Source organism: Candidatus Palauibacter scopulicola (assembly GCF_947581915.1).
In the GTDB taxonomy this organism is placed as follows: Bacteria; Gemmatimonadota; Gemmatimonadetes; order Palauibacterales; family Palauibacteraceae; genus Palauibacter; species Palauibacter scopulicola.
The window spans coordinates 18,918-36,491 of sequence record NZ_CANPWG010000014.1 but is presented as its reverse complement, the minus strand read 5'-3'; the positions used below and the strand labels follow the sequence as shown (position 1 = coordinate 36,491).

Below are 17,574 nucleotides of genomic sequence, written 5' to 3'. Positions count from 1 at the left end.
GGTTCAGAAGTCGACCTGGGCGAGGAACTGAAACTGGCCATCGGACAGCGTCGGCGCGTGGGGGGAGTCGTCGAGGGCGCTTGCGTACTGCAGCCCGAACCTCGCGTAGCCGTCCGGATACAAGTTCAGTCCGAACACCATGAACTTCCGGTCGGCGCCCAGAGCCGGCCGGAATCCATCGTACCGCACGACGGCCTCGAGCAGTCCCCAGGGCCGATAGCCGAACTGCACCCAGCCGCCGTAGGCCTCCGTCTCGGCCGGCGCGCTCCCGCTGAGCGGCGCATCGAGATCGAAGTCCGCCCGCAGGTACTCGCCCGTCAGCGTCAGGCTGTGGTAGGAGACCTGAACGTCCGCGCCCCAGTACAGGCGGCTGCCCGCAAAATCGGACGTGATGCCGGGAGCGGCCGATCGGTCTCCGGTGACGATGCCCTTTCCGAGCGGCGCGGATGTGTCCTCCGAATAAGCGAGGGAAGCTCCCGCCTGCACGACGAGGTCGTCGTAGAAGGCGATCGTGCCGATCGAGTTGTACTGCACGCGCCCGGCGAACATGTAGTTGTCGCCGTCGTTCGTGACGGACCGGCCGTTGCCGTTGTAGAGGCCGGCCCCGTAGGTGAACCGGCCCTCGAGCGCCTGCCCGCCCGCCTGCACGCCGATCTGCCGGTCCGGCCTGAGGGCGGTTGCGGCCTGCGAACGCTCCACAAACGTGATGTCGCTGCGCGACACGGTGGCTTCATAGCCGAAGTAGGGCTTGAACATGCCGATGCTGAGTTCGAATTCCGGAATCACCGGCATCGTGACCACCGCGTCGTGGATCCGGTACGTGTCCCGCCCCGCGTCGTAGCGGACAACGAACTTGTAGTCGAAGACGAGCCCGACGGCGCCCTCCACCTTGAGGCGGGATTCGAAGAGCCGGAACCCCTGCCCGCCGAGGGTGGAGTCCGAATGCGCCCGGGCTCCGGCCCGCAGCAGCCCCCCGACCTCGATCGGGGAGGCCTCCTGCGCCGCCATTCCCGCCGGAATGGCCAGGCCAAGCACGACGACCGTTCGCGCGCACATTCTCGCGATCATTCGCTTCTCCTTGTCTTCCACCTGCCGGCGCCTGTCATTCCGGGGCCCCGGGTTCGGCGGCATCGGAGCCTGTGTGGAAGTAGCGCCAGCCTCCCAGCCCGATCGCCGCGTTGATCCAGAAGTGCCCGACAATGGCGGGGAACAGGCTCTCCGTCCAGATGACGCTCGCCGCGAGCACGATGCCGAGCGCGGTCGCCCGGATGACGCCGGCCAGCTTCTGGTATCCGTGTCCGAGACCGAACGAAACTGAAACGAGGGCGGCGGCCAACCAGGGGCTCCCGATCCACGCCGAGATGGCCCACAGGGCGAACCCCCGGTAGGCGTACTCCTCGCATACCGCGGCAATCGCCGAGAGCATGAGAAAGGCCCGCTTCTCCCCGGCGTCTCGCGGCATCAGCAGCAGCACGGCCTCGGTCTCCCGGAGCCCGGCCAGGCGGGCGGCGGCCGTGATGAACCAGGCGAGCGCCAGACCCGCGATGGCCACGCCGAGTCCCCGGAGCAGCGAGGCGGCCGGCGCATCGACCTTCCAGCCGAGCGCGGAAGCGGGCACGTCCTGCCACGCCGCGACGCCGAGCGTCACCAAGCCCAGGATGACAAGCGAGGCTCCGACCGACACATACAGCAGCCGGCGGTGTTTCGACGCCGCGGCGAGATCCGCCCCGCGACGGGCATCGAGGGCGGCGAGGGCCGGCATGCCGATCAGGAGCAGCACGGCATACGCCGCCGCGATCGGACTCGGAGCTTCGGGCATGGCCCGACGGATACGAGGAGAAGCCCCGAGGTGCAACAGGCGACCCCGCGGCGGCCGGGCCGTTGACACCGTCGCGAGGTTCCGGGACGTTCCCCCGGCGGCGGTATCGCGTGGCCGCCGGCCTCTCGGCACTTCACTCGAACGAGTGCGGAACGCATGCCGCTCGATATCACGATCGCCCAGTTCCGGCCCGCCAAGGGCGACCTCGACCGGACCCTCGACGCTTGTGCCGCGACGATCCTGCGTGCCGCACGGCAGCAACCCCGGCCGGGTTTGGTCGTGTTTCCGGAGACGGCGCTCACGGGGTATTTCCTCGAGGGCGGCGTGCGCGAGCAGGCGATCTCCAGCCGGGAGCTGTTGAGGGCTCTCAACTCGCGGACCGGCCCGGATGCGGCCGGCCTCGATGTCGCGATCGGGTTTTATGAGCGGGATGCGGGAGGCATCTACAACTCGGCGCTATACGCGACGCTGGGGCCCTCGGGAGGCATTCGCCACGTCCACCGAAAGGTGTTCCTCGCCACCTACGGCGTTTTTCAGGAGGAGCGGTTCGTCGAGGCGGGAGCCGGGATCCGGGCGTTCGACGGGCGGCTCGGGCGAACCGCTCTCCTGATCTGTGAAGACGGTTTTCATTCGATCTCGGGCACCCTCGCCGCCCTCGACAGGGCGGCGATCGTCCTCGTCCTCAGCGCCTCGCCCGCGCGCGGGGCAGCCCCGGGGGCCGGGGTGCCCGACAACCTCGTCCGCTGGGATGCCCTCGCGAGTGCGATCGCCGCGGAGCACGGGGTGTTCGTCGTCGTGTCCCAGCTGGTCGGATTCGAAGGCGGCAAGGGGTTCGCCGGCGGGTCCGCGGCCTACGATCCGCGCGGACACCGGCTGCTGGCGGGGCCGCTGTGGGAGGAAGCGCTGCTGCCCGTGCGGATCGACCTCGACGAGGCCACGCGCGCCCGCGCGGAGGAGCCCCTCTTCTCCGACCTGGAGCGATCCTGGACGCGTCTTCTCGTGAACAGTCCGGGGTCCGGCGTTCGAAGACCCGCCCCCGACATCGAATGAACATCGAATGAACGGAGCGTGGCCGCCGGCGGGGATCGCCGACAGCCGTCCGCCGCACCCCGCCGATCCGAGTCCGCTCGACATCGACACGAGCCTCGTGCGGAACTGGCTCGTTCAGTTCCTCCGCGAGGAGATCGAACGTCGACGCGGCTTTCGCAGGGTCGTGGTCGGGCTGTCGGGCGGCGTGGATTCCGCTCTCACCGCGGCGCTGTGCGCGGAAGCTCTCGGCCCGGAAGCGGTGCTCGCCCTACTCCTGCCCTACCGGACTTCGAGCCCCCGCAGCCGCGAGCACGCCCTGCTCGTGGCGGAGGAATTCGGGATCCCGACGCGCACGATCGACATCACGAGCGCGGTGGACGGCTATCTCGACGAGTTCGAGCCCGAGGCGGGCGAACACCGGCGGGGCAACGTGGCCGCGCGCCAGCGCATGATCGTCCTCTTCGACCAGGCCTTCAAGCTCTCTGCGCTCCCGGCCGGCACGGGAAACAAGTCGGAGCGCCTGCTCGGCTACTATACCTGGCACGCGGACGACTCCCCGCCGGTGAACCCGCTCGGGGATCTGTTCAAGAGCCAGGTATGGGCGCTCGCGCGGGCCGTCGGCGTGCCCGCCGAGGTCGTCGACAAGCCGGCGACGGCGGATCTGATCCAGGGACAGACGGACGAGGAGGACCTGGGCGTCACATACCCGGAGGCGGATCTCATCCTCCACCACCTCATCTCCGGACGCGGGCGGGAGGCGCTTGTCGAGGCGGGCTTCGAGAGAGGAAAGGTCGAACTCGTGGCCGGACGGCTCGAGAACACACACTGGAAACGCCACCTGCCGACGGTCGCGATGCTCTCGCCGACGGCGATCGGGGAGTGGTACCTGAGGCCGGTGGACTACTGAGTGGACTACTGAGAGGCCTCGCGCCGGGAGCGGTTCACGGCTCGTAGTAGCGGAAGATCTTCAGTCCGCCCTCCCGGTCGAGTACGTCCTTGAAGAGTTGTTGCGGCGGAAGCCGTTCTCCGTCGCGTTCGAGCGTGACCCAGCAGTCCGTGTGCACGACGAAGCTGTCGAAGGCCTCGGTGAACCCGCGGCACTCCGCGTGGACGAACTGCAGCTCCCGGTTCTCGTACACGGCGAAGAGATCGGAGAGCGCCGCGCGGTTCCGCGTCCGGATGTTCTTCCACGCGAGGTCCACGGGGTAGTTCACCTCCGGCGCCGAGGCCGGGAGTTCGGGCCACACCAGATCGTTGTGCTCGTCCTCGGTGAGGCGGACGGTTTCGAGGCTCACGGTATCCGCCGCGGCCAGCCCGACCAGGACCGTGGTCGCGAGTTCCTCGAGGGAGCCGGCGGATCCGGGCAGCCGCTCAGCTCCGTCGGGCGCCGCCCCTCCGCAGGATCCGACAAGGACCGGCAGCAGAGCCGATACAAGGACGAGGCCCGTGCGCGACACGCGAGAGTCTCCGCCTGGCGAATGCGAATCGACTTCGGCTATCCCTGCTCCGACGTGGTCCAGCCCTCGATCCACTGCGGCACGCCCGGCGCGAAGGCGCCGATGTAGTCGACCGCCTCGAAGAAACCGTCGTCCGCGGGCGGTTCGGCGTAACCCTTCGTCAGCGGCGAACCGCCGAACGGACGGAAATCGGGCATCATGAGGTTGAAGGGGTCGGCGAGCATCGGATCGACGTCCATCACGTTGTCCCAGCCCGCCGTCATCCAGAGGGCTTCTTCGTCGATGTCGGGCGTCTCGTTGTCTTCGGCGCCCTCGAAGGACCGGCTCTCCTGGCCGAAGACGTAGCTGTTCCGAATCTGAACCCGATCCGCCGTCTCTTCGTTGTCGACATCGAACCCCTTCTCGAATCCGAGGATCACGGCGTTGTAGAGCATCCCGGCCGTGCCGCGACGGAAGATGATCCCTCGCGAACTCTCGCCCGCGGAACCCGTCCCGGCCTCCTTGCCGACCAGGGTGACGTTGTAGATCGTCGGGTCGGTGAACGGCACGGCGTCGAAGTCCTCTTCGTTCCCGTCGACCTCGAAGCCGTTGTCCGCATCGTGCGGGTCCTGTTGCGCGGCCCAGAACTGCCCGCGGCCCTGCCAGCCCGTCGAATAGTCGAACGAGTCATCGGAGGCGCCGGTGACGTAGGCATATTTCAGGTCGACCGTACCGCCGAAGAACTCGATGCCGTCGTCCGAGCCGAAGTGCGACTGGATGTGGTGGAGCCGGGTGCCCGAACCCACGCCGTTCAGGGTGAGGCCGTTCAGTTCGTTGCCGAAACTCACCTCGTACCCGGCGTACTCGATCCGCACATAGCTGAGTTCGCCGCTGTCATCGTCCGTCTCGGTTCCGCCGTAGGGGCCCGAGTTGCCTTCGCCGACGCACTCGTCCGACGGGAAGTTGCAGTTCGAGCGGCCGTTGAGGACGACACCGCCCCAGTCGCCGCGGCGGCGGGTGCCCGCGGGGTTCGAACTCGTGAACACGATGGGTGCGTCCGCGGTCCCGCGCGCCACCAACCGACCGCCCTGCCGGACGATCAGCGCGGAACCGGAGTAGTCCACGTCGCCCAGCAGGAGCGTTCCGGCCGGGATCGTGAGCGTAGCCCCGTCCTCAACGATCGTCGTGCCCTGGATGCGGTAGGTGAGGGCAGGGTCGAGCGTCATCGACTGCGTGATCGTGCCGGACAGCGTCGCGACGCCGGCCGGCGGCGCCGGCGGCCTCGGCGAAAGCAGGTCCCCGTCGCCTCCGCACCCCAGATGGAGGCCCCCCAGGAGCAGGCCGGTCAGCGCGAGCTTTCTCATTCTTCTTTCTCCCGATCGTCAGCGGTCGCCCGCGGGCTGCCAGGTCAGCCCGGCGGAGAAGGCCCGCCCGGGCCGCCAGCCGCGGAGGAGGTCGCCGCCCTGCGTGAAGCGGTAGTCGGCGGCGAGCAGGTCGGTGGCGCTCAGCCTGGCCGACATCCGCGGCCCGACCGCCTGTTCGAAGACCAGGTCGAACTGGCTCCGGGCCTCCTCGAACACGCTTTCGAGGAACTGGCTGCCCACCTGGCTGATGCGCCGGCCGAAGCGGTTGAAGAGGAGCGACACCGATGTCCGGCCCGACGGGCTGGCCCAGTTCGCGCCCGCGTTGACGACGTAGGGCGACTGGCCCTGGAGGCGCCGCTTCTGCCCCACGATGTCGATTTCGAGCGGTCCCGAACCGGGGACGAAGATCTGGGCCACGCTTCCCGTCTCCACCTCGGAGTCGACGAGGGTGAGATTCAGATTCAGAGCGAAGTTCTCCAGCGATTCGGAGAGGAAGCCGAGGTTGGAACGCACCTCGAATTCGGTCCCGAGGTTGTTCGCCGTCCCGGCGTTGAGCCAGCTCTTGATGAACTCGCTGCTCGGGAACACGACCTCCTCGATAGGGTCCGTGAACTTCTTGTAGAAGCCGCTCACCGCGATGACCGCACCGGGCCGGGGGAACCACTCCCAGCGCAGATCGAAGTTCGTGATCCGCGAGCGCTGAAGCACCGGGTTCCCGACGACGAGATACCCGCCGGCGAAGTCGGCGAACGAGAACGGCGCCAACTCGCGGAACTCGGGCCGCGCCAGCGTGCGTGAAGCGGCGGCCCGGAGGTTGACCCGGTCGCCCGCCGCCCAGGTGAGGGTGGCGCCGGGCACGATGTCGGTATCGTCGAGTTCGGCGCCCGCGAGCGGTTCGACGCCCTTCGTGAAGACATCCACCGGCTCCACGACCTGCCTGCTGCGCTCGATGCGAGCCCCGCCGGCGAAGCGGACGCGCGGCAGCAGTTCGACGTCCGCCATCACGTAGGCGCCCGTCGTCATCTGATCCGCCACGTAGTTGTCGGGGCGGAAGGTGGCCTCCTGGATCTCGAACTGCCGCGGGCCGAGGCCGATGTTCTCCGGCGAGAAGATCCCGTCGGGCGACGCGGCCTTGACGTCATCCGGGATCGACCGGTTGGGGATGAACCGGAAGCGTCGGCTGAGCACGTCGCGGTCGCGCGCGAGGGTCGCGGCGCCGACCTCGATCGTCCCCGCCCGCCCGTTCACGCGGACCGGGAACTGCACATCGACGTTGAGGTTGATCGCGTCTTCCGTCAGGTCCTGATGGAAGATGCTGCCGCTCTGGATGAAGTTGTCCCACAGGAAGACGCCGCCCGACTCGCGGTACAGGACCTCGCGGGTGTTCGGTTCGTAGCGGCTTGCCCGCGAGTACGCGGCCTTCCACTCCGCCGTCGTGCCGCCGAAGGCGTTGAAGTAGTGCTTCCCGCTCAGGCGACCCTGGACGAGGGAGTTCTCGACGTACTGGATCCGCGTGTTCCGCTGGTCCGTGTTGGAGTCGAGGTTGAACCCCTGCAGGACGCGCGCCTGGTCCTCCGTGACGCGATTCAGGAGTCCGCTGAAGGAAATGCGGTGGCTCGGCGCGAGCGGGTAGTCGGCGTTCAGGAGGCCGCCGAGCGTGACGGTACGCGTGGACTGGTCGCCCGCGTAGTCCACTTCCGGGTCCGCGAGGCCGGAGGAGGCGAACACGCGTTCCACGTAACCGTCGCGCCGGTTCCACGAGTCGTCCCAGTGCGCCGTCGCGAGGATCCCCAGGTTCTTCGAGGCGAGCGGGAACTCGGTCGCGAAGGCGAGTTCGCCGCTCTGTCCGAAGGGGAGGTCGCGCGGCGTGCCGGCCCAGCCCGGAGAAAACGCTTCTCCGATCTCCTCCAGCTCGGTGCGGGTGAAGTTCGCGCGGTTGACCGCCCGGTCCGTCGGCACGATGTCGGGCAGCCCGCGGCGCCCGTCATCGATGCCGAGGAAGTCGAGCCCGGCGCCGGCGTAGTCGAGCCCCCCCTTGCCCGTCGTCGCCGACTCCGCTCCGCCGCCGATCCCGACCTTGAAGAAGTTCTCTCCCGGGACCCTGCGCGTCTCAATCTGGACCAGCCCGCCGGCATAGTCGGCCGGCTGCCGCGGCAGATAGCTCTTCGAGGTCGAGACGTTCTCGATAAAGCTGGCCGGGACGAGGTCGAGCGGGACCGCCTTGCGGTCCGCGATCGGGGACGGCATGACCGCGCCGTCGAGCGTCGTGTTGCCGTAGCGTTCGCCGAGGCCGCGCACGAAGACGAACTTCTTGTTCACGATGGAGACGCCCGGGACGCGCGCCATCGCCGCGGCCGCGTCGGAGTCGGGCGAGTCGGAGATCTGCTCGCGTCCGATCGCGTCCGTCACCGCCGCCGCGGTCCGCCGGTTCTGGAGGACCGCGGCGGCCGTGCCGCGTTGGTCCGCCACGGTGACCGATAGCTCGTTCAGCTCGATCGCCCGGGCCGGCAGCGAGATGTCGATGGTCGCGGCCTCTCCGGAAACGATCAGCACGCCGGTAATCGTCTTGCTCGCGTAGCCGATGAGGCGGGCGACGACTTCGTATTTCCCGGCCGGTATGGCCCGAAGCGTCCAGCGACCGTCGACGTCGCTCAGGGTTCCCAGGTTCAGCGACGGGATGGAGATCTGCGCCAGGCTCAGCGGCCTCGCCGTATCCTCATCCACGATTCGACCGGAGAGTCGGCCGGGCGACACCTCCTGGGCCGCGGACGCACCCGCGTGGCCGAGCAGGAGAAGGACGGAAAGGACGCCGAGACCGGCCCTGTGCCGGGGTTTGCGCTGTCGTCTTGTGAGTTTCATTGGCTCCGGGGGCTCCGGGATTCTTCGGGATCCTGCTGCACGGAACTGCTACCGGAGCGGAGGATAGGCGGGTTCGGTAACGTCTCCAGGCAAGGGAACGTCACATGTTCGTCACGGGTTCAAACACGCTGCGTCACGCGGAAGGAAGCACGCCGGAGCCCCCCGGGGCGGGCGGATGCGGCGGCTCCGAGGGGCGTTCACGAGATGGTTACGAAAGTGTTACGATACCGCCGGCAGACGAGGCTCAGGATTCCTGAGACCCCTTGACGCGGAACGTGAGATGCCGGACGCACAGATCCTGGTTGTGGATGATGAACCGGACATCCTGAGCGTGCTCGTCTATCACCTGAGCCGGGAAGGATACCGGGTCACCACGGCCGTGAACGGGCAGGGCGCGCTGACTACCGCGCAGGCCGAGCAGCCGGACCTCATCATCCTCGATCTCATGTTGCCGGGAATCGACGGATACGAGGTGCTGCAGCGCCTCCGGCGCGGCGAGCGCACAAGCTCGACGCCCGTCATTCTGCTCACGGCGCGGCGGGAGGAAGACGAGCGGGTCAAGGGCTTCGAGGTTGGTGCGGACGACTACATCACGAAGCCCTTCAGCGCGCGCGAACTCACGCTCCGCGTCGAGGCCCTCCTGCGCCGGTCGAAGGCGGAGCCCGTGTCCGCGTCGAGGAGAATCTCGGTCGGGCCGGTGGAACTCGACCGGGAGGCGCATCGGGTCTTCTCGGAGGGGGTCGAGGTCGACCTGACGCGACTCGAGTATCGTCTGCTCGAAGTCCTGCTGGAGAGACGGGGACGCGTCCAGACCCGCCGTCAACTGCTCCAGGCCGTCTGGGACACGAACGCCGCAATCGAAACGCGCACGGTGGACATGCACGTCGCACGGCTGCGGACCAAGCTCGGGGGCGCAGCGTCCCTGATCGAAACGGTTCGCGGGATCGGCTACCGATTCCGCGCGCTGGACAAGTAGTACGCGCGGCGGAGCCCGTTCGGTGACGGAGCCCGTTCGGTGAGGCTGGGAAACCGCTTCTTCCTCGCGTCGGCCGCCGTGCTCGCGGTGACGTACTTCGCCGCCTGGTTCATTTTCCGGCTGGACGCGACGGGGGTGGCGGTCGCATCCGCCGTTCTGGGTGGCATCCTGCTCCTGCTGTGGCCGGCCGCCCGCTTCGTGGCCGGAAGAGTCGAGATCGAACTCGGACAGGCGCGGGAAGCCGTCGACCGCATCGCTTCCGGCGACCTCCGTCCCCCGGTCGGTCCGGTCGGCTCCGACTCGGTCGGTTCCCTGGGTCGAGCGATCGACCGCATGGCCGGTCGGATACGCCATCGCCTGCAGGTATCCGAACGCGAGTCCGGCGACCTGAGGGTTCTGTTCGACGGGTTGGAGGATGGACTCGCGTTCATCGACCGGGAAGGGCTCGTGAGCCTCTGCAACCCGGCTTTCGAACGCTGGGCGGGACGTGAGGTGGCACCCGGGACTCGCATCGGCACGCTGTTCCGTTCTCCCAGGATCGCCGAAGCGGTGAGCGCATCGCGGCGCGGCGAATCCACGACGGCGGAGGTCGAACTCGGTGAGCACACGGTGTTGATGTCGGCCCGCCCTCACCGGTCGGGCGCGATCATCGTACTCCGCGATCTCACGGTCATGCGACGCCTCGAAGGGGTCCGCCGCGATTTCGTGGCGAACGTGTCGCACGAACTCAAGACACCGCTGACGAGTGTGGTCGGCTTCGCCGAGGCGCTGGTGGAGGGGGGCCTCGAAGTCGGCCAGGCACGTGATTTTGCGCGGCGCATCTTCGCCAACGCGACGCGCATGCGGTACCTGGTCGAGGATCTCCTGGATCTCTCGCTGCTGGAGTCCGGCAGCTGGAGCCCCGAGCCGGAGGCCGTCTCGGTCGGAGCTATCGCGGGAGAAGTGTGGGACACGCTGTCGCCGAGGGTTCGCGCCGCCGACCTCGACCTGCGCGTATCCGGAACGGAAGAGCCCGCGTGGGCGGATCCCGATGCGGTCCGTCAGATCATGCGCAACCTGCTCGACAACGCGGCACGCTACAGCGACGAAGACCCGGCGATCGCGGTCCGTATTCGACCGGCCGGCGGCTTGCAGCGCGTGGAAGTCTCCGACCGAGGCCCCGGGATCGCATCCGTTCACGTCGAACGCGTGTTCGAACGCTTCTACCGGGTGGATCCGGCGCGTTCGCGGGCACGTGGCGGGACCGGGCTCGGACTCGCGATCGTGAAACACTTCGTGGAGGCGCACGGGGGCGAGATCGGCATCGAGAGCGCCCTCGGCCGTGGAACGACGGTGTGGTTCACGCTCCCGAACGCGGCCCGGCTCTCGAAGCGGAAGAGCTTCCATGTCCCGGCGTGACCGGCCGCTGCACCCCGGAACGGCATGGGTCCACGGAACGGCATGGGCCGCGCTGGCGGCCGTTTCTCTTGCGGGTTGCGGCGCCGACTCGGACCGAAGCCTGTCGGGCCTGATCGAGATCGATGGCTCGAGCACGGTCTTTCCGATCAGTCAGGCGATGGCGGAGGAGTTTCAGATCGCCTACCGGCGCGCGGTGCGCGTATCGGTGGGAGTATCCGGAACCGGCGGCGGATTTCAGAGGTTCTGCAACGGCGAAACGGAGATCGCCAACGCATCGCGGCGCATCAACGATGCGGAGGCCGCGTCCTGCGCGGCACACGGCATCGAGCCGGTCGAACTGCAGGTCGCATGGGATGGGCTCACGGTCGTGGTGCACCCCTCCAACGACTGGGTCGACTGCGTCAGCGTGACCGAACTCCGGCGATTATGGACGCCGGGGTCGGATATCGTGAATTGGCGCCAGGTCCGCCCGGCCTGGCCGGATGAAGACCTCAGACTTTACGGACCCGATACCGACTCGGGCACGTTCGACTACTTCACGGCGGCCGTGGTGGGCGAGGAGGGAGCCAGCCGGCACGACTACGCGGCGAGCACGGACGATAACGTGCTGGTGGCGGGAGTGAGCGGCGATCCGGGTGCGCTGGGCTATTTCGGCTACGCCTACTTCGAGGACAACCGGGGACACCTCCGCGCCCTGGAAGTCGACGCGGGCGGAGGTTGCGTCGCGCCGACCCGTGAAACGATCCTCGACGGTACGTACACACCGCTGGCTCGTCCGATGTACATCTACGTTCGCCGCGATGCGCTCGTACGGCCCGAAGTGAACGCCTTCGTCAGCTTCTACATCGACCACGCGGCGACCCTGATCCCCGAAGCGGGATACATGCCGCTCGAACCGGAAGCGTATGCCACACTTCGAGCCCGCATCGGCTAGCAGGCCCGGATGAGCCTTCGGTCGAGAGTCGTCGAGCGCGTGATGGGAGCGCTCTTTCTTGGCTGCGGGGCGCTCTCCGTCCTCACGACCGTCGGCATCGTCGTCGTACTCGCCACGCAGTCGCTGGGGTTCTTCTCGGACGTGTCGCCCCTCGAGTTTCTCGCGGGCGCGCGCTGGTCTCCGGATCTGGCGCCGCGGTCTTTCGGCATCCTCCCGCTCCTGAACGGGACCCTCCTCATCGCCGCGGGGGCGCTGCTCGTTGCGCTCCCGGCCGGTCTGGCGACGGCGGTCTATCTCAGTGAGTACGCGTCGAGGCGGACGAAGCGGATCGTCAAACCCGCGCTCGAGATTCTGGCGGGCATCCCGACCGTGGTCTACGGCTATTTCGCCGTTGCCTTCGTGACTCCGATTCTCCGCGCGGTCTTCCCCGCCGCCGGAGTCTTCAATGCCGCAAGCGCGGCCCTCGTCGTGGGCATCATGATCCTTCCGATGGTGTCGTCCCTGTCCGAGGATGCGCTGAGCGCGGTCCCCCGCTCCCTGCGCGAGGCCGCGTACAGTCTCGGAGCCACGCGGTTCGAGGTCTCGACCCGGATCGTGGTGCCGGCGGGCCTGCCGGGAATCGCCGCCAGTTTCATTCTGGCGGTCTCGCGCGCCATCGCGGAAACTATGGTCGTGACGCTGGCCGCGGGCGCCACGCCGAGGATGACGCTCGACCTCCTCGAGAGCGTTCAGACGATGACGGCGTACATCGTGCAGGCGAGTCTGGGCGATGCCCCATCCGGGACGGTCGAGTACCGGACCCTGTTCGCGGTCGGCCTGTTCCTCTTCCTCATCACGCTGGCCCTGAACCTCCTGAGTCAGCGCCTGATCGGCCGTTTTCGGGAGATCCACCCGTGAATCCCGGGGCCGCTCCGCCTCGCAGCGGCCGCTTCGAACCGCGGGTCGCGGCCCGCCGTCGCGCGGGCGTCCGGTTCAAGTGGCTTTGCCGGTTCGCGGTCGCGTTCGCGGTCGCGTCGCTCCTCGTCCTGCTCGTCCATATCCTGGCGACCGGGCTGCCGACGCTATCACCCGACTTTCTGGTGACTTTTCCGTCGCGCTTCCCCGACCGGGCCGGGATTCGCTCCGCCATCCTCGGCAGCCTTTGGCTGCTGACGCTGGTGGCCGCGATGTCCTTCCCGCTGGGAGTGGGCGCCGCGGTGTACCTCGAGGAATACGCACCGAGGAACCGACTCACGAACCTGCTGCAGACGAACATCGCGAATCTGGCCGGAGTGCCGTCCATCGTCTACGGCCTTCTGGGTCTCGCCGTGTTCGTCCGGTTCCTGTCGCTGGAACGGAGCCTGCTCGCGGGTGCGGCGACGCTGTCGCTCCTCGTACTCCCGCTCGTGATTGTCGCGGCGCGCGAGGCGATCCGCGCGGTCCCCGACTCTCTGCGGGAAGCCGCGTACGCGCTCGGCGCCACGCGCTGGCAGGCCATCCGGCATCATGTGCTTCCGGCGGCCCTGCCCGGGATCCTCTCGGGGACGATTCTCGCGCTCTCGCGCGCGGGAGGGGAGACGGCGCCGCTCCTGATCATCGGGGCGCTGACGTTCATCGCCTTCGATCCGGTCTCGGTCATGGACCCCTTCACGGTCCTGCCGATCCAGATCTTCAACTGGACGGCCGACCCGCGGGAGGAGTTCCATGCGCTGGCGGCGGGAGCGATAGTGGTACTGCTGGGCGTGCTTCTGCTGATGAATGCCGCCGCGATTCTGATTCGTAACCGATACGAGAGGTGACGGTGTCGTCGAATACGGTCCTGGAGACCGTCGGACTCAGTGTCCGCTACGGTGAGACGCGCGTGATCGACGACGTCTCGCTCCGGATACCGGAAAACCGGGTGGTGGCCTTCATCGGGCCGTCGGGTTGCGGCAAGAGCACGCTCCTGCGCTGCTTCAATCGACTGAACGACTTCGTGCCGGCCGCCCGCATCACCGGGCAGGTGCTGTTCCGGGGGCGGGACCTGTACGGGGCCGAGGTCGACCCGGCGGATGTACGGCGCTCGATCGGGATGGTGTTCCAGAAGCCGAATCCCTTTCCGAAGTCGATCTTCGAGAACATCGCCTTCGGCCTGCGGATCAACGGCTTCCAGGACGACATCGGCGACCGCGTGGAAGCGTCGCTGCGAGCGGCCTCGCTGTGGGACGAGGTAAGCCACCGGCTCGATGCGGACGCCCTCGGGCTGTCGGCCGGCCAGCAGCAGCGCCTCTGCATCGCGCGGGCGCTGGCGGTGGAACCGGAAGTCCTCCTCATGGACGAACCCGCGAGCGCGCTCGACCCGATCGCGACCGGCCGCATCGAGGACCTCATCGGAGACCTGCGCGGTGACTACACGATCGTGGTCGTGACGCATAACATGCAGCAGGCCGCTCGCATCAGTGACGACACGGCCTTCCTCTACATGGGCGAACTGCTCGAATACAAGGAGACCCAGCGCTTGTTCACCAACCCCGAGGACGAGCGGACCGAGGCCTACATCACCGGCCGGCTGGGCTAGCGGGTCGCGGCGGATGGCCCTCAGGCAGTTCGACGACCGGCTGGACGACGTCACGCGGACCCTGCACCGGATGGCGCACGACATCGAGGAGTTGGTGCGTCGCGCGATGGCGCTCGTGGGCCAGCCCGCGGTGGATGCGGAACCGATCCGGGCGGCGGACGACGCCATCGACCGGGCCGAAGTGGAGGTCGAGGAATCCACGGTGGAGATCCTCGCGCTCCATCACCCGGTGGCGAGCGACCTGCGCGTGCTCGTCACGGTCCTCAAGATCAACAACGACCTCGAGCGGATCGGCGACCACGCGGTCAACATCGCCGAGGCGGCCGAACGGCTGGCGAAGGCGGAGAAGAAGGTTCCGGTTCCGCCCGAACTGGATGAGATGAGCCGCATGGCCCGGGCGATGCTGCGGGATGCGCTCGATGCCTTCGTCCACCGGAACGCGGACGACGCACGCTCCGTGATCGCGCGGGACGACCGGCTGGACCAGCTCCAGGATTCACTGAGCCGTGTGATGATCACCCATATGCCGGACTACAACCTGTCGGCGTGCCTGCAGGTCATCCTCATCGGCCGCAATCTCGAACGGATCGGCGACCTCGCGACGAACATCGGCGAGGACGTCGTCTACATGGTCCAGGGAATCACGATCCGGCACCAGGAGGGCTCACCGGACCCAGCCTAGACCCAGCCTGGACCCGGCCCTGGACCCGGCCTGGACCCGGCCCGGCAGCCTACGGGGGCCCCGCGTCAGTGCGAGGCGCTCCAGTGATCGTCCACCTTGCGGCGGCGCTTCCGGACCGCTTTCAGCATCCGGCTCTGGTAGTCGATGGGACGCGCGTCCGGCGCGGGCTCGCACAGCACGTACTCTCCCGTCGGCCGCAGTTCCCAGGCGCGCTGATTGTCGCGGAGGGCGAAGCGCAGGGTCTTGCGCAGGCGCTTCCGGATCCGCTTGTCGCGGACGGGCAGCAGCACCTCGACGCGGTTGTCGAGGTTTCGGCGGCGCCAGTCCGCGCTCCCGATCCACACCTCGGGGCTCCCGTCGTTCTCCCACCAGAAGATCCGGTCGTGCTCCAGGAACCGTCCGACGATGCTGCGCACCCGGATGTTCTCGCTGAAGCCGGGGATCCCGGGGCGGAGCCGGCACTGGCCCCGGATGATGAGGTCGATCTTCACGCCGGCGGCGGACGCGGCGTAGAGGGCGCGGATCATCTTCGGGTCGTCGAGACCGTTCATCTTCATGATCATGCGGCCCTTCCGGCCGGCCTCGACGTGCGAGATCTCGCGCTCGATCCGGGCGGTGATGGCCCGTCGCAGGTCGCGGGGAGCCACGATGAGTTCCTCGTACTGCTGGTCGGGGGCGTATCCGGTCAGGTAATGGAACAGGTTCACCGCGTCGCGGCCGATTTCCGGGCGCGCCGTGAGGATCCCGAGGTCCGCGTAGATCTGCGCGGTCTCGGAGTTGTAGTTGCCGGTGCCGATGTGGCAGTAGGTGCGGATCTCGTCCCCTTCCTCGCGGACCACGAGGGCAACCTTCGCGTGCGTCTTCAGCCCGACGAGCCCGTACGTGACGTTGACGCCGGCCTCCTCCAGCACGGACGCCCACTCCATGTTGTCGGCCTCGTCGAAGCGGGCCGTGACCTCCACGAGCACGGCGACCGCCTTGCCCGCCTCGGCCGCCCGCACCAGCGCGGCGATGATCCGCGAGTGCTCCGCCGTCCGGTAGAGCGTCTGCTTGATGGCCACGACCGCGGGGTCCGCGGCGGCCTCCTCGATGAACCGCTGCACCGTCGCGGTGAAGGACTCGTACGGGTGGTGCACCATGAGGTCGCCCGCCCGAATCACCGTGAAGATGTCGGGACGGTCCTCCGTCTCGCCTTCGCGGATCAGGCGGGGAGGGATCATCGGCTCCCAGGGTTCGTGCCGGTGCTCCCAGGGGCCCTCGGCCGCGATCTGCCAGAAACCCGACATCTCGAGCAGGCCCGGAATCTCGTACAGGTCTTCCTCATCCAGCTCGAGCTGGCGAACCAGGAATTGCCGCACGTCGTCGGGCATGCCCGGCTCCACCTCCAGGCGAACCACGCGCGCGAAGCGCCGCTCGCGGATCTCCTCGGAGATCATCTGCAGGAGGTCGTCCGCCACCTCTTCGTCCCGGGCCACGTCCGCGTTCCGGGTGACGCGGAAGAGCGAAGCGCTCTCGATCGTCATCCCCCGGAAGAGCTCGCCCGCGAAGTGCCGCACGACCTGCTCGACGGGGACTACGTGCCCGCTCTCCGGGAGTTCGACCCAGCGCAGCGCCGTGGGGATCTTCACCCGGGCGAAGTGGCGGGTCCGGCGTTCCGGGTGCTCGAGCATGAGGGCGAGCGAGAGGCTCATGTTGGACAGGAAGGGGAACGGGTGCCCCGGGTCCACGGCCAGCGGCGTGAGGACCGGATAGATCCGATCCGCGAACACGCGGCGCACATGCTCGCGTTCCTGGTCGTTCAGGTCCTCGAAGTCGCGCACGGCGATGTCGAGTTCCGCCGCGAGGCGCGGCCGGAGGTCGCCCTCCCACACCTCGGCCAGCCGGGTCCGCATGGTGCGGACGCCCTCGCGCACGAGGTCCAGCTGTTCCGCGGGCCCCAGGCCGTCCGGCGATGGCTTCACCACGCCCGCCCCCAGCACGCGCTTGAGGCCGCCGACCTGCTTCATCACGAATTCGTCGAGGTTGTTCTCCGTGATCGCGAGGAAGCGGAGCCGCTCCAGCAGCGGCGTCCGCTCGTCCATGGCCTGGTAGAGCACGCGCCAGTTGAAGTCCAGCCAACTGAGTTCCGCGTTGAAATAGAGCGACGGGTGGCTCGGCTTCGCGCCTTCGGGCACGGGCTTCGGCGCCACGGCGCGCGGGAGCACAGGGACGTCCTGCACGCGGTGGCCGACGCGCGGGGCGGACGGACGCGGCCCGGGGTCGGCACCGTTCTCCGGGGCCGGCGCGACCTCGACGGGCGCAGCGGCCTCGCGCGGCGGGGTCTCGGGTGTCTCGACCTCCCGTGTCGCGGCCCCCGGCGTCGGGGCCTCGTGCGGCGGGGGGTTCACGGCGGCGGAGCGGGACGACGCCGTCGGGGAAATCCCGGCGGGACGGCGGCTCCCGTGGTGAACCCACGGTCGACGCGATGTCTCGTTCGACGTCTCTTTCGACTCGGATGACATACGGCTCTCCGCCACTTTCTTCCGGCCACCTCGCGGGCCG

15 protein-coding genes are annotated in these 17,574 nt (G+C 68.4%); 9 read left to right on the top strand and 6 right to left on the bottom strand.

The features are described 5' to 3' along the window. Nucleotides 1–3: 3 nt before the first annotated feature. Both RN743_RS03055 and RN743_RS03050 read right to left on the bottom strand, forming a co-directional pair. A complete protein-coding gene (locus RN743_RS03055; protein WP_310776144.1) occupies nt 4–1,068 on the bottom strand; it encodes a porin in 1,065 nt (354 codons plus the stop codon). Between the two features lie 34 nt (nt 1,069–1,102). Next, a complete protein-coding gene (locus RN743_RS03050) occupies nt 1,103–1,819 on the bottom strand; it encodes a CPBP family intramembrane glutamic endopeptidase (RefSeq protein WP_310776142.1) in 717 nt (238 codons plus the stop codon). A 156-nt stretch (nt 1,820–1,975) separates the two neighbouring features. On the opposite strand from RN743_RS03050, the gene RN743_RS03045 reads away from it, so the two are divergent. Then, complete coding sequence (locus tag RN743_RS03045; protein ID WP_310776139.1) at nt 1,976–2,869, top strand: nitrilase-related carbon-nitrogen hydrolase; 894 nt, start codon at nt 1,976–1,978, stop codon at nt 2,867–2,869. Nucleotides 2,870–2,876: 7 nt separating this feature from the next. Beyond that, nucleotides 2,877–3,755, top strand: a complete 879-nt coding sequence (locus RN743_RS03040) for an NAD+ synthase (RefSeq protein ID WP_310776137.1) — start codon at nt 2,877–2,879, stop codon at nt 3,753–3,755. A 34-nt stretch (nt 3,756–3,789) separates the two neighbouring features. Here the strand turns inward: RN743_RS03040 and RN743_RS03035 are convergent, their stop codons facing one another. Genes RN743_RS03035 through RN743_RS03025 form a run of 3 tightly spaced genes read right to left on the bottom strand, consistent with a single transcriptional unit; the run spans nt 3,790 to nt 8,507 of the window. Further along, the gene (locus RN743_RS03035; protein ID WP_310776135.1) at nt 3,790–4,305 is read right to left on the bottom strand and encodes a hypothetical protein; all 516 of its coding nucleotides are present in this window, start codon (nt 4,303–4,305) and stop codon (nt 3,790–3,792) included. Between the two features lie 38 nt (nt 4,306–4,343). Further along, nucleotides 4,344–5,648: a hypothetical protein gene (locus tag RN743_RS03030; RefSeq protein ID WP_310776133.1), complete on the bottom strand. Its 1,305-nt coding sequence runs from the start codon at nt 5,646–5,648 to the stop codon at nt 4,344–4,346. An 18-nt stretch (nt 5,649–5,666) separates the two neighbouring features. After that, nucleotides 5,667–8,507 (bottom strand): TonB-dependent receptor, encoded by a 2,841-nt coding sequence (locus RN743_RS03025; protein WP_310776131.1) that lies wholly within the window; start codon nt 8,505–8,507, stop codon nt 5,667–5,669. 280 nt (nt 8,508–8,787) lie between these two features. Here RN743_RS03025 and RN743_RS03020 point away from each other — a divergent pair, with 280 nt between their 5' ends. Genes RN743_RS03020 through phoU form a run of 7 tightly spaced genes read left to right on the top strand, consistent with a single transcriptional unit; the run spans nt 8,788 to nt 15,033 of the window. Beyond that, nucleotides 8,788–9,483, top strand: a complete 696-nt coding sequence (locus RN743_RS03020) for a response regulator transcription factor (RefSeq protein ID WP_310776129.1) — start codon at nt 8,788–8,790, stop codon at nt 9,481–9,483. Between the two features lie 39 nt (nt 9,484–9,522). Continuing rightward, nucleotides 9,523–10,881: an ATP-binding protein gene (locus RN743_RS03015; protein WP_310776127.1), complete on the top strand. Its 1,359-nt coding sequence runs from the start codon at nt 9,523–9,525 to the stop codon at nt 10,879–10,881. Then, nucleotides 10,868–11,815 carry a PstS family phosphate ABC transporter substrate-binding protein gene (locus RN743_RS03010; protein ID WP_310776126.1) on the top strand — a complete coding sequence of 316 codons (948 nt, stop codon included), beginning with the start codon at nt 10,868–10,870 and terminating at the stop codon, nt 11,813–11,815. Before RN743_RS03015 ends, RN743_RS03010 begins: the two co-directional genes overlap by 14 nt. A 9-nt stretch (nt 11,816–11,824) precedes the next feature. Then, entirely contained in the window at nt 11,825–12,712 is an 888-nt protein-coding gene (gene pstC, locus RN743_RS03005) for a phosphate ABC transporter permease subunit PstC (protein ID WP_310776124.1), read from the top strand. Beyond that, nucleotides 12,709–13,593, top strand: coding sequence for a phosphate ABC transporter permease PstA (pstA, locus tag RN743_RS03000; RefSeq protein WP_310776122.1), 885 nt, complete (start codon nt 12,709–12,711; stop codon nt 13,591–13,593). Before pstC ends, pstA begins: the two co-directional genes overlap by 4 nt. A gap of 2 nt (nt 13,594–13,595) precedes the next feature. Next, on the top strand, nt 13,596–14,351 hold the full coding sequence (gene pstB / locus RN743_RS02995; RefSeq protein WP_310776120.1) for a phosphate ABC transporter ATP-binding protein PstB: 756 nt from the start codon (nt 13,596–13,598) through the stop codon (nt 14,349–14,351). Between the two features lie 13 nt (nt 14,352–14,364). Further along, nucleotides 14,365–15,033, top strand: coding sequence for a phosphate signaling complex protein PhoU (phoU, locus tag RN743_RS02990; protein ID WP_310776118.1), 669 nt, complete (start codon nt 14,365–14,367; stop codon nt 15,031–15,033). A gap of 65 nt (nt 15,034–15,098) precedes the next feature. On the opposite strand, the gene ppk1 is transcribed toward phoU, so the two are convergent. After that, nucleotides 15,099–17,420 carry a polyphosphate kinase 1 gene (gene ppk1 / locus RN743_RS02985; protein WP_310776116.1) on the bottom strand — a complete coding sequence of 774 codons (2,322 nt, stop codon included), beginning with the start codon at nt 17,418–17,420 and terminating at the stop codon, nt 15,099–15,101. Between the last annotated feature and the right edge of the window lie 154 nt (nt 17,421–17,574).

Excerpts from the sequence above, each read along its gene's own strand:
- phoU (WP_310776118.1), top strand. The coding sequence starts at position 14,365 with ATGGCCCTCAGGCAGTTCGACGACCGGCTGGACGACGTCACGCGGACC.
- RN743_RS03025 (WP_310776131.1), bottom strand. The coding sequence starts at position 8,507 with ATGAAACTCACAAGACGACAGCGCAAACCCCGGCACAGGGCCGGTCTC.
- RN743_RS03050 (WP_310776142.1), bottom strand. The coding sequence starts at position 1,819 with ATGCCCGAAGCTCCGAGTCCGATCGCGGCGGCGTATGCCGTGCTGCTC.
- RN743_RS03040 (WP_310776137.1), top strand. The coding sequence starts at position 2,877 with ATGAACGGAGCGTGGCCGCCGGCGGGGATCGCCGACAGCCGTCCGCCG.
- RN743_RS03010 (WP_310776126.1), top strand. The coding sequence starts at position 10,868 with ATGTCCCGGCGTGACCGGCCGCTGCACCCCGGAACGGCATGGGTCCAC.
- RN743_RS03045 (WP_310776139.1), top strand. The coding sequence starts at position 1,976 with ATGCCGCTCGATATCACGATCGCCCAGTTCCGGCCCGCCAAGGGCGAC.
- pstC (WP_310776124.1), top strand. The coding sequence starts at position 11,825 with ATGAGCCTTCGGTCGAGAGTCGTCGAGCGCGTGATGGGAGCGCTCTTT.
- RN743_RS03055 (WP_310776144.1), bottom strand. The coding sequence starts at position 1,068 with ATGATCGCGAGAATGTGCGCGCGAACGGTCGTCGTGCTTGGCCTGGCC.
- RN743_RS03030 (WP_310776133.1), bottom strand. The coding sequence starts at position 5,648 with ATGAGAAAGCTCGCGCTGACCGGCCTGCTCCTGGGGGGCCTCCATCTG.
- RN743_RS03020 (WP_310776129.1), top strand. The coding sequence starts at position 8,788 with ATGCCGGACGCACAGATCCTGGTTGTGGATGATGAACCGGACATCCTG.